This is a genomic window from Stieleria mannarensis, from assembly GCF_014154935.1.
In the GTDB taxonomy this organism is placed as follows: Bacteria; Planctomycetota; Planctomycetia; order Pirellulales; family Pirellulaceae; genus Stieleria; species Stieleria mannarensis.
Genome location: NZ_JACEHH010000008.1, coordinates 220,800 through 231,348 on the forward strand (window position 1 = coordinate 220,800; position 10,549 = coordinate 231,348).

At 60.4% G+C, this 10,549-nt stretch carries 12 protein-coding genes; all 12 read left to right on the forward strand.

The window, feature by feature from the left end; translation table 11 throughout:
• Positions 1–43: 43 nt before the first annotated feature.
• The 12 genes from H1B37_RS07990 (at position 44) to H1B37_RS08045 (ending at position 10,146) form a co-directional block, all read left to right on the forward strand.
• The gene (locus tag H1B37_RS07990; RefSeq protein WP_182866105.1) at positions 44–316 is read left to right on the forward strand and encodes a hypothetical protein; all 273 of its coding nucleotides are present in this window, start codon (positions 44–46) and stop codon (positions 314–316) included.
• Positions 313–1,965, forward strand: a complete 1,653-nt coding sequence (locus H1B37_RS07995) for a GspE/PulE family protein (RefSeq protein ID WP_182866106.1) — start codon at positions 313–315, stop codon at positions 1,963–1,965. Before H1B37_RS07990 ends, H1B37_RS07995 begins: the two co-directional genes overlap by 4 nt.
• A 5-nt stretch (positions 1,966–1,970) precedes the next feature.
• Positions 1,971–3,176, forward strand: coding sequence for a type II secretion system F family protein (locus H1B37_RS08000; RefSeq protein ID WP_182866107.1), 1,206 nt, complete (start codon positions 1,971–1,973; stop codon positions 3,174–3,176).
• Positions 3,177–3,213: 37 nt separating this feature from the next.
• Positions 3,214–3,786 (forward strand): type II secretion system major pseudopilin GspG, encoded by a 573-nt coding sequence (gspG, locus tag H1B37_RS33705; RefSeq protein ID WP_182866108.1) that lies wholly within the window; start codon positions 3,214–3,216, stop codon positions 3,784–3,786.
• Between the two features lie 11 nt (positions 3,787–3,797).
• Positions 3,798–4,421 carry a type II secretion system protein gene (locus H1B37_RS08010; protein WP_286177523.1) on the forward strand — a complete coding sequence of 208 codons (624 nt, stop codon included), beginning with the start codon at positions 3,798–3,800 and terminating at the stop codon, positions 4,419–4,421.
• Positions 4,418–4,795 (forward strand): type II secretion system protein, encoded by a 378-nt coding sequence (locus H1B37_RS08015; protein ID WP_182866110.1) that lies wholly within the window; start codon positions 4,418–4,420, stop codon positions 4,793–4,795. Before H1B37_RS08010 ends, H1B37_RS08015 begins: the two co-directional genes overlap by 4 nt.
• Complete coding sequence (locus H1B37_RS08020) at positions 4,795–5,400, forward strand: PulJ/GspJ family protein (protein WP_286177524.1); 606 nt, start codon at positions 4,795–4,797, stop codon at positions 5,398–5,400. The genes H1B37_RS08015 and H1B37_RS08020 overlap by 1 nt, the downstream gene beginning before the upstream one ends.
• On the forward strand, positions 5,390–6,346 hold the full coding sequence (locus tag H1B37_RS08025; RefSeq protein ID WP_182866112.1) for a hypothetical protein: 957 nt from the start codon (positions 5,390–5,392) through the stop codon (positions 6,344–6,346). Before H1B37_RS08020 ends, H1B37_RS08025 begins: the two co-directional genes overlap by 11 nt.
• Positions 6,347–6,398: 52 nt before the next feature.
• A complete protein-coding gene (locus H1B37_RS08030) occupies positions 6,399–6,998 on the forward strand; it encodes a hypothetical protein (protein WP_182866113.1) in 600 nt (199 codons plus the stop codon).
• A complete protein-coding gene (gspL, locus tag H1B37_RS08035; RefSeq protein ID WP_182866114.1) occupies positions 6,995–8,464 on the forward strand; it encodes a type II secretion system protein GspL in 1,470 nt (489 codons plus the stop codon). Before H1B37_RS08030 ends, gspL begins: the two co-directional genes overlap by 4 nt.
• Positions 8,461–8,982, forward strand: a complete 522-nt coding sequence (locus tag H1B37_RS08040) for a hypothetical protein (RefSeq protein ID WP_182866115.1) — start codon at positions 8,461–8,463, stop codon at positions 8,980–8,982. The genes gspL and H1B37_RS08040 overlap by 4 nt, the downstream gene beginning before the upstream one ends.
• 198 nt (positions 8,983–9,180) lie before the next feature.
• Positions 9,181–10,146 carry a tetratricopeptide repeat protein gene (locus tag H1B37_RS08045; RefSeq protein WP_182866116.1) on the forward strand — a complete coding sequence of 322 codons (966 nt, stop codon included), beginning with the start codon at positions 9,181–9,183 and terminating at the stop codon, positions 10,144–10,146.
• The last annotated feature ends 403 nt before the right edge of the window (positions 10,147–10,549 follow it).

Sequence of the window (10,549 nt, forward strand, 5' to 3'; positions counted from 1 at the left end):
GCTACCTGAGAACCGAACTGACCCGCAGCACTATTTGAATCCCATGTCCGACCACGAATCTGCCGCCGAAGCCTATCGCCGCAAGCTGGCGTGGCGGCGGACGCCGGAAGAAAACATGCGTTTGTTCGTCCAGCTGCAGCAGCAAGCTTTCGACGTCCTGCAGGCGTCACCGGAAGCCATGGATCACTTCATCCGTCGCAATCACCGCAAACGCAGGCAATCGGAAGTGTTGCGGCTATTGTACAAGACCCTTCTCGCTTCCCGACGCAGCAAGGATTTGCTGGATCTTGAGAACCTGCCAGCGGACGAGACATGACTGAGACGCTGCACGAAGACCATCACAAATCTGCCACCACGCATCACGCGGCACAGGCGACCGAGCAACTTGCTGCGCGGCTCGGGATCCCGGTTTCCGAAGACCTTACGCCGTTCCAGCCCTCCGACCTGTTTTTGACACGCATCCCGATCGCACACGCTCGCCAGCATTGTGTGATGGGCTTTCGCGGCGAGCGGGACGACGAGGTGTGGTTGGCGATCGAATCGATGGCCGGCTACAAGCACTCCGACATCATCGCCCGCGCTCTGGCTCAGCGCGCCGACGGCAGTCTGCAACCGCTGCGTGTCCGTCCGTTACCGGCAACCGCGACGGCCATCGAGCGGGCGATCAATGCAGCCTACTCGGACCAATCCAGTCAAACGCAAGCCGTGATCGATTCGCTCGATCAAGAAGCGTTGTTGGGCGAGTTGGCGGCGCTCAGCCCCCGAGAAGATTTGTTGGACACCGAAGGCCGCGCGCCGATCATTCGGTTGGTCAACCACATCTTGTTTGATGCCGTCAAATCCGGTGCCTCCGACGTCCACATTCAACCCTACGAAGACCGGTTGATGGTGCGGCAGAGAATCGACGGCGTCTTGTTCGACACCTTTGAAATCCCCAAAGCCGTTCAAGAAGAAGTGCTGTCGCGGGTGAAGGTTCTGGGCAAGATGAACATCGCCGAAAAACGCTTGCCCCAGGACGGGCGGGCGACGGTTCAACTGGGCGATCGAACGGTCGACCTGCGGATCGCGTCGCTGCCGACCAGCCACAACGAACGCATCGTGGTTCGCTTGTTGGACAAAAGCGCGCGGCTGTACACGCTGGCCGAACTCGGCATGCCGACGCATGACTTTCGACGATTTCGATCCCTGATCGCCCGCGACCACGGGATGATCCTGGTCACGGGCCCGACCGGCAGCGGCAAGAGCACGACGCTGTACGGTGCGCTGCAAGAACTCGACAGCGAAGAACTGAATATCCTGACGCTGGAAGATCCGATCGAGTACCAGTTGGATGGGATCAGCCAAACGCAGATCAATGAGAAGAAGGGAATGACGTTCGCCTCGGGCATGCGGAGCGTGTTGCGTCAGGACCCCGACATCATCATGGTCGGCGAAATCCGCGACGCCGAAACCGCGATCATGGCCATTCAAGCGTCATTGACCGGTCACCTGGTCTTCAGCACGCTGCACACCAACGATGCGGCCAGTGCGGTGACGCGGTTGTTGGATCTGGGCATCGAACCCTATCTGGTCAGCAGCTCCCTGGTCGCATCGCTGGCCCAGCGATTGGTCCGCAAGCTGTGCGAGGACTGTAAACGCCCTCGCGGCAGCGGTGAATCGTTGCCCGATGTTCCACAGTCGTTGTTACAGTCGCATGGTTTGGCGCCATCGGATTTGGTCGGCGTGTTTGAACCGGTCGGATGCCAGGCCTGTCGTGGGACCGGATTCCGAGGCCGAGTCGGGTTGTTCGAGTTGTTGGTCATTGATGACGCCTGTCGTGAACTGGTGCAGACGCGGGCCAATGCAGCGGCGATCCGCGACGTCGGACTACAATCGGGAATGCATTTGTTGTCGATGGATGGGTTGCTGAAAGTCCATCAAGGCATCACGACACTCGATGAAGTTCTCCGCGTAACGACGCTGTGACCCCGATGGCTGTCTTTTCCTATTCCGGCGTCGACCAAACGCGACAATCCGTTCAGGGAACGATCAGCGCCGACACCGCCCGCCAAGCCCGCGATTCGCTGCGTGGCCAAGGGATCCGTGTTCGCAAGATCACGGTCTGTCGACAGCGCGGGGCGAGGTTGCGATTGCCAAGGGTGTCCTTGCTCGGAGCGAAGAACCAGTGGGCAACAGCGGTCGCGGAACTGTCGATGCTGTTGCACGCCGGGATCCCGATGCTGGACGCCTTGGACACGATCACCCAACAGACGCGTGGGGCGTTTCAAGCGGCGTTGCTGGCGGTGCGCGACCGTGTGGCCGCGGGGGAGTCGTTCGCCCAGGCGCTGCGCAGCCGACCCGACTTGTTCGACGCGGCTTCGGTGCAGATGGTCGAAGTCGGTGAAAACGCCGGCACGTTGGAAGAAGTGCTGTCGCAACTGGCCGAATTCAAACAACGCCAATCCCAGTTCACCGACGCCGTCACGACCGCGCTGGTGTACCCGATCTTTCTGGTTTGTTTTGGAACGGCCGCCGGCGTTTTTTTGATGACCGGTGTCCTGCCGCCACTGTTGGAGAACCTGGAAGAGACGCTCGATGAATTGCCGTTTCCCACACGCGTGGCCAAATCACTCAGCCATCTGTTGATCGATTACAGTTGGTTTTGGATGGCGGGGTTGATTGCGGGCGCGGTCGCATTGGGAATCGCCTTTCGCAGCCGGCGCGGCAAAATGCTGATCGACCGACTGGTGCTGCGCGTTCCCATCCTGGGGCCGATGCTAGTCAAACAAGGCGTCTCTCGGATCGCGATGATCATCGCAACGCTTTCGCGGAGTGGCGTGGAATTGACGCGCGCGTTTGATTTGGCGGAGCGTTCGACCAGCAACTCTGTGTTTCGCTCGGCGCTGCATGAATGTGGCAGCCGCATTTCGGCCGGCGAAGAGTTATCCGAGGCGCTGGAGAAGAGTGGTGCCTTTCCCCCGCTGGCGGTCCGAGTGTTTTCGATCGGTCAGGAGTCGGGAAAGCTTGACGAGATGCTCTTTCGACTCGCCGACGACTATGATGAACAAGTCAAAACGGCGTCGGCGCGACTGACCTCGTTGATCGAACCGATCCTGATCCTTGTCTTGGCCGCCATGGTGGGATTCTTGTTGTTGGCCACGATCCTTCCGATCCTGGAGGCTGGAAATGTTTTGTGAGTGGGGCGAACGGAGCCAAACCTCCCGCATCGAGGTCATGCGGTTTTCCGAAATCACCCTCCCTCAGGGAGGGTCGCGGAGGAGTTTACGACGACGCGGGGAGGGTTCGTTGTGGCTCGGAAGCACTCAAACACCACGAATTGACCCTCCCCTCGCTACGCTCGACCCTCCCTACCAGGGAGGATTAAGTGGTGGAGCCAGGCGAGGTCGAACCGCCAATCGCGGTTTCTCCCTGGTCGAACTGATCGTCGTCATGGTCATCCTGGGCATGCTGGCCGGGCTGGTCGCGGTTCGAACCCGTGGCTATTTGATCAATTCGCGGAAGAACGCGGTCAAAGCTGAAATCGCCACCATCCTCGGCGCTCTAGAAACCTTCCGCATCGACCAGGGACGTTACCCGACCGAAGACGAGGGACTGGAAGTCTTGCGGGAAGAAACGGAGACCTGGCCGGAAGGATTTTTGACCAAGGTGCCCGTCGACCCGTGGAAAAACCCTTACCTGTACTTCGTGTCCGAGGAAGGCGTCGAAGTCATCAGTCTGGGCGCCGACGGACGCGAAGGCGGCGAGGGAGAGGACGCCGATTTCTCCAGCACGATGCTGGAAGAATGAGCGGGTTGCACATGCAGTCAGGCGATTCTCGCAAACGCACGATCCCCGATCAAAAGATCACCTGCCGGCGAACCGAATCAACCAGAAGACACCCTCCCGTGTGCGGGAGGGTCGAGCGCAGCGAGGGGAGGGCAATCAATGAGTTTGCAACCCAATGCAACCGCGGCTTTTCCCTGATCGAACTGATCGTCGTGTTGGTGTTAACGGCGATCCTCGCTTCCCTGACGACGTTCTCCCTGCGTGGCGTGATCGTCCGACAGCGACTCGGTCGGGCTGTCGAAGTGGTCAAACAGTTTGATACGGCGCTGCGCCGCGCGGCGCGTCACCAACGCCGCCAAGTCGCCGCCGTCATCGACCGCGGGCGCGGGCGATTGACGATTGATCCGTCGGGTGAATCGATGCGAACCTTCACATTGCCACGTCAAGTTTCCATCGATACGATCCGGTTCGGCCCCGTGCCGGCATCACGCTCCGGGGCGCAAGTCACCGCCGACCCTGACGGATCGACGTCCAGCTATGCACTGCGACTGACAACCGGCGACTCTGGGCATTGGATCTTCTTGGCCGGTGGCAGCGGACAGATCGTTGATGATTTTGATCCGACGGCGATCGAATTGGCGTTGGGGATGCGATGAGACGCCGACGTGCATTCACACTATTGGAGCTGATCGTCGCACTGGCACTGATGGGGTCGCTGCTGGTCGGGTCGATGCTCGCGTTCTCGCGTCATCGGAAACAACTTTCGATGGCAGACAAGCAACTCGAAGCGGCGCGGGTGGCGGATCGCTTGGTGCACCAATTCACCGCCCAGCAAGGCGGGTTTCCGATCGCAGCGCGGGGCGCGGTGGTGGGCAACAGTGGTTGGATCTGGCAGACGTCTCCGGTCGGAAGCACCTCATTGGCAACCGTTCCGATGCAGGTCGTGCGGTTTCAGATTATGGAAATCGATGGCAATTCGACGACTCCCTTGGTCGCCGTCGACCTGGTCAAACCGGCGAGGCTACCGTGATGCGTCCTGCCAGCGGGAAGCGTAAGCGAGCGGCCTGTCATGGCGTTCGCGTCACCGTCGGCCACTCGCTCACGCGTCGTGCTGGCATCGCTTCGGGCCACTCTCGCGCGTTCACCTTGATCGAGATGATCGTCGCACTGGTGTTGGCGTCGCTGATGATGGTCGGTTTGTTGGGAATCGTGTTGTCGGTCTCGAAACAGTCCGGCCAATTGCGACGTGACCAAACCGATCACGTCGCCGCGGGGTTGTTGGCCGATCGGTTGCGCAATGACTTGATCAATGCACGCGGCATCGCCGCTGGCTCCGACACCTTGATCCTATCAGGCTACGTCGTGCCACAGAACGTGCCCGGCATGATCCGTTACGAACGTGCCATGATCGGATCGCGGCGACTGTTGATTCGACGCGTCGGGCAAAATCGCGAAGTGTGTTGGGTCGATTTCGGTGCCTTTGAATTTGAAGCGTACGACGAGTTCGATCCCGAGGCTCCGGTTCCCGAGATGACCGGCGGGCTGCTGCCGATGCCTGCTCGCTTTCGGATCGCGGGCCGGGACTCTGAGGGGCGACTCTTGTTTGACGAGGTGATCGATCACCATGAACTCTAAGCGTCGACGTTCGGGATATGTGCTGCTGGCGGTGTTGGCCGTGATGGTGTTGATGGTCACGGTGCTGGCGGCGCTGTCAGATCACAGCTTGCGCCGGGCGCTCGCCGCCGCCGATGCACGCATTCGATTACAACAGCGACTCGGCGCCCAATCGATCGAAAGAGCACTGTTGCCCGAAGCGGCCAAGGTCTTTGATCGATTGGAAGCTCAAGCCGATGCGGCCAGCCAAATCAATGGTGTGGCGGTGCCGCCGGTGAAGCAGGTCCGCGGCGCCATCACGATCGGTGGCGTGACCTTCGACGTCGTCCTGGCCGATGAAGACGCCAAGCTGAATTTGAATCAGGTCTACCACATGACCGGTCAGCGACGGACCGAAGCGGTCTTGGCCAAAGTGCTCGGGCCGATCGCCGCTCGGGCGGTTCGGTTGCAGCCCGCCACCCGGCCGATGACCGCGGCGCTGGTCGATTCTGGAGAGGGAAACCGCGAGGGTAACTCGGAGCAGCCCGTGACGGAAATCCCCCGCGCGTTTCGAAGCTGGGGCGAAGTGTTTGACCTTTCCCGGCTTTCCTCCGGCTTGGGATCCGACGCCGCGTTGCCTGCCGCAACCGGCGACCTCAGCTGCTGGGGCGGTGATGGGTTGAATGTCCGCCGCGCCTCGGAGACCTCGATCCAGGCTGCTGTGGCGTGCGTGTTGTCCGACGCTGGCGCACGCCGGCTGGTGAGCCGATACAAAGACAATCCGAAGACCTCGCTGGCGATTTTGCTGCAGCAGGAAGCGAAAACGGAGACCGAGCGAATGCGGCTGGGTAGAATGTTGGCTGAAACCAGCACGCACTTTTCACTTTGGATCGACGCGTCGGCGGTCGCACGACGAAGCCTGCGGACGTTTTCGGTGACGCAAACCGACCAGGACGGCTTCACCCAAAACGAGCGGTTCTCGTTTTGAATGACACACCGACCGATGACCCCCACTGCCTGAGAGACACAGTCACCGATCGATGGATGTCACGGCCCAGCGACGATTGTTGAACACGTTGACCGCGGGCTTTGTGGCCTTGGCGGTCGCTGGCATTGTCTGGTCGTTCAGTGACATCGGTGTTCTCGATCCGCCATCGGCAACGGTGTTGTCACCACCGGGGGAGGTGTCCGATGCCGATCCAAATGCAGGCGATCAATCAGCCGATGGCCGGCCGGTCAGCGACGTCGCGACCCGGGATGACCTGTCGTTACGGTTACTCCGGCCACTCTACGATCCCCCCAAGCCGCCTCCGCCCAAACCGCAGCCCAAGCCCGAATCCGTCGTGGAGCGTAATCCGCCGCCCGCCAGAGCGCCGCGACTGGACTGGACGTTGACCGGGACGATCATCGACGCTGATCGCAGTGTCGCGATTCTGACCGACGCAACTGGCAAGACAGACATTCGGGCCGCCGGCGAGCTCGTCGAATTGTTGCCAGCGGGTGTGCTGGTGCGAACGATCGATTCCCAAAAAGTCACCTTGGAGCTGCGCGGTACCGAATCGACGTTGCGGTTGAAACCCTCGTTTCAGTCCGGCGGGGCAGCCAATCCCGATCGTCAAAACCGGAGACGCAACCGATGAGCGTTTCGGCCGAAGGCGATCAAACTCCACACGATGAAGCGCCGTCAGGCGAATCGAGAGCGACCGTCCGACAACAACCTCGTCGCGGCAGTGAATCCCCGGCCGATCGGTTTTGTATCGACGGCGGTGGACTGGTCGCACAGACCGAATCGGGGTGGTGCTTGCAAGTCGGATCGGAATCCGTCGAGCTTGATGCGGAGATGTCCCCCGAAGTTGTCGCCGCAAGGTTTGCCCGCTTGTGCGACGATGTGCGTGGGGCCGAAAAACGATGTGTGCTCGGATTGCCCGCCGGAGAATGCTTTTTCGTTTGCGATGAACTTCCCGCCGGACTCGATGCCAAGGATCGCGACGCCGTGAGCTTTGAATTGGAGCGTCACTTTCCGCTCGATGCCGAATCGACGGTCGCCGACTACTTTGTCCGACCCTCCGCCGGTCAGATCGCGGCGGTTGCAATCGAAACTCGACGACACCGAACGACCGTCGACGCTTTGGAAGCAGCGGGTGTAGATGTCGTTTCGATCCTGCCGACGACCTTGTTGGTCGCCCGAGCGGTCCAGCGCCATCAATCGCCCGCGTCTCCGTTCACCTTGTTGATGCTCAGCGAAGCGACTTGTCAATCGGTATCGGTCGACGGCGACGGGGTCTACCAGTGGCGACAGTTTTGTGGCGGGGAAGACGAACTGGCGCGGTATCACGCCGTTGTCGCCGAACCGAGCGGATCGTCGCAAACGATGATTGTTCTGGGGCGACGCGAGCTGACGTTTCGACCGGTCGGACAGATGGAGTGGTGTGATCGTGATGTCATTCAACTTGCGGCCGAAGGTGCCGGGCTGGTCTTGGGCGGCCGCTGGGGACGCTGGCCGGATCTGCGACGTGGGGACTTGGCACCGAGTGATCCATTGAAGGCCGTTGCCGCTCCGTTGCGACGATTGGCGCTGGCCGCCACGGGCTGCTTGGTGATCCTCGTGATCGCATCCTGGTATCGCGGCGGGCGGTTGGCTGAGCAATCCGGATCGGTTCGTCAGCAGCAACGGGCGCTGTTCGCCGAATCGTTTCCCCAGCGTCGCGTTCCCGTCATGTTGATGCGGACGGTGCGAAACGAGCATCGCAAGACGCTGGGTTCGCGCGGTCGTGGCGATGCGATCCGTTTGCCAGTGGCGGCGACGACGGTCCTGCGAGATCTGTATCGGGGGTTGCGTCAGGCTCAGCAACTCGGCGGTGCTCGGTTTCGCGTGATCGATGTCAAGATCGTCGACGGTGCGTGCTCGTTGACCGTCCGCGCCGTCGATGCCATTCAAATCGGGACGATCGCACAATCGCTGGAAACCGTCGGATTTCAAGTCGCACCGCCGGCGTCTGACCAGATCGATCCCGGCAAGGATGAACCGATACCGACATACCAATCGACTCTGTCGGCGGTTTGGAAGCAAACGCCGGTCGATGCCGCTGAAGGAGTTGATTCATGAACGCGATGACACATCGGATTCTGGTCGGTGTCGCGATCATTCTGGTCGGGTTGTTTGCCGCGTCGAGTGTTTTGAGTACCTGGGCGGCGGCGGAGCGATTGGAACTGGATCGACGCGACTTGAACGAGTTACGACAGAAGCTCGGAGAGATGGAGCAGGTTGCCGATGCGCCCCGTGTCGCGGCACTGGAGCTTGAAGAACCCAATCAAATCCTCGATCGAATCAACGCGGCGCTGCAACAAGCCGAGCTGTCAACCAATTTGCTAGCGAACCAGACTCCTAGCGAGCCGCAGCGGATCGGGCAGACGGATTTCAAGCTTCGCCGGGTGGAGATCAAGCTCAACGCGGCGACGGTGGAGCAGATCGTGTCGTTCTGTGATGCGCTCAAAGACGAATCGACCGGCAGTTTGGTGCGAGATTTACAGCTGTTTGATCCCCGGCAATCGGGATCGCGCGAGACGTGGAATTCTCAGCTGACCTTGACCCAAATCATCTTTTCACCGAAAAGCGAGTCGTGAAAGTGCCTCGGTGCCTTGTCAACTCTTGATGTCAAAGTAGCGGAACTCGCCAAGAGTTTCGGTTTTGTCGGCGAGTAGCCGAAAGTCATGGCGATTTCCGTTACCGCTGTGATCCTACGATCTAGGAATGACAAGTCACGTCGTGGAGTTGGAATGCGTCGAAATGGAATTCGTCACGATCGATCGCGGGATGGTTCGGTGTCTGCTGCGCTAAGGCTGGTGCGGTTTGGTGTTGTCCACTCATTCGCGTCCATCGCCGCCTTCTTCGTCTGTCTGCTGCCCATCGGATGCTCGTCGCTGCAAAGCAACAATCAATCGGTCATTTCGGTCCAGACGAAGCGTGACACCAAACGTGCCAATCGGCTGACATACGCGGGAATCCGCTCGCTCGGCAAGCAGCATTTTGATCAGGCCGCCAAGCACTTTCGCGAGGCGGTGGAGGCGGATGACACCTATGGCCCGGCCCACAACAATTTGGGGCTGTTGCATTACGAGCAAGGCAACTTGTACCAGGCCGTGTTGGCGTTTGAGCAGGCGCGGGAATTCCTGCCGAATGATCCCGCAGTGGTCTACAACCTGGCCTTGGCCCTCGAATCGGCTGGTCGGACCGGCGAAGCGATGGAGTTGTATTACACCGCCAACGCGATGGATCGTGCGAATCCTCATTATTTGGGCAATTTGGTGCGACTGCGAGTTCGGATGGGCGAGCACGACGAGTTGCTGGTTCAGCAATTGCGGGACTTGGCGCTGATCGAAACGCGGCCCGACTGGCGTCGTTGGGCGGACACGCAATTGGCCCTGTCCCACAACGATGCCTTGGATCGCGGACCGGGAACACCCGATTTGGAAGCGGCGGTCAACGAGGCGAATGAACCCGACCGGACGAAGCTGAGGACAAAAATCATCGATCTGACCCCCGTCATGCCCGCCTCAGCCGAGCAACCGATCCCCGAACCTCCGGGCAACGATCCACTCGACGACGAGCGTTCCGACGAGGACGATCTGCCCGATGTCCCACCACCGCTCGCCCCACCCCTCCAGGCCCCAATGGTCGATCCGATTCCCGATCAGCCGACAAGGCGTCATTCTCCGCCACCGCCAACCGCCGTCGAACCATCGCCACTCGAAGAAAGCGTCGTCGAAGACCTGACCGGAAATGACTGATCGGAAATGACTGATCGGGGACATGGCACAATCAAGGAAATGACTGATCGGGGACATGGCACAATCAAGGTGCCCGACCAGATCCTTGCTAGCAATGGTCCGATCGGGGTCTGTCCCCATCCGGCTTGCAAGCAAATAGTCCGATCGGGGTCTGTCCCCGGCTTGCAAGCAAATGACTTGACCGGGGTCTGTCCCCGAGTGGATCCCGACAGCGGATCCGGAATGAAACCCACGGATGGCAGCGCGTCCCCACGGATGTCATCCAGTCGGGGATCCGTGGGTACGCCTTGCCATCCGTGGGCTGCTTCATCTCTGATCCAGGGTCTGTCCCCGGCGATGACCTTTCGCCAGTCGCGGGCCCTCTCTGGCGTTTGCTTGCTGCGCAAACGCCGTCTCTCCCAGA

Excerpts from the sequence above, each read along its gene's own strand:
- H1B37_RS07990 (WP_182866105.1), top strand. The coding sequence starts at position 44 with ATGTCCGACCACGAATCTGCCGCCGAAGCCTATCGCCGCAAGCTGGCG.
- H1B37_RS07995 (WP_182866106.1), top strand. The coding sequence starts at position 313 with ATGACTGAGACGCTGCACGAAGACCATCACAAATCTGCCACCACGCAT.
- H1B37_RS08000 (WP_182866107.1), top strand. The coding sequence starts at position 1,971 with ATGGCTGTCTTTTCCTATTCCGGCGTCGACCAAACGCGACAATCCGTT.
- gspG (WP_182866108.1), top strand. The coding sequence starts at position 3,214 with ATGCGGTTTTCCGAAATCACCCTCCCTCAGGGAGGGTCGCGGAGGAGT.
- H1B37_RS08010 (WP_286177523.1), top strand. The coding sequence starts at position 3,798 with ATGCAGTCAGGCGATTCTCGCAAACGCACGATCCCCGATCAAAAGATC.
- H1B37_RS08015 (WP_182866110.1), top strand. The coding sequence starts at position 4,418 with ATGAGACGCCGACGTGCATTCACACTATTGGAGCTGATCGTCGCACTG.
- H1B37_RS08020 (WP_286177524.1), top strand. The coding sequence starts at position 4,795 with ATGCGTCCTGCCAGCGGGAAGCGTAAGCGAGCGGCCTGTCATGGCGTT.
- H1B37_RS08025 (WP_182866112.1), top strand. The coding sequence starts at position 5,390 with ATGAACTCTAAGCGTCGACGTTCGGGATATGTGCTGCTGGCGGTGTTG.
- H1B37_RS08030 (WP_182866113.1), top strand. The coding sequence starts at position 6,399 with ATGGATGTCACGGCCCAGCGACGATTGTTGAACACGTTGACCGCGGGC.
- gspL (WP_182866114.1), top strand. The coding sequence starts at position 6,995 with ATGAGCGTTTCGGCCGAAGGCGATCAAACTCCACACGATGAAGCGCCG.
- H1B37_RS08040 (WP_182866115.1), top strand. The coding sequence starts at position 8,461 with ATGAACGCGATGACACATCGGATTCTGGTCGGTGTCGCGATCATTCTG.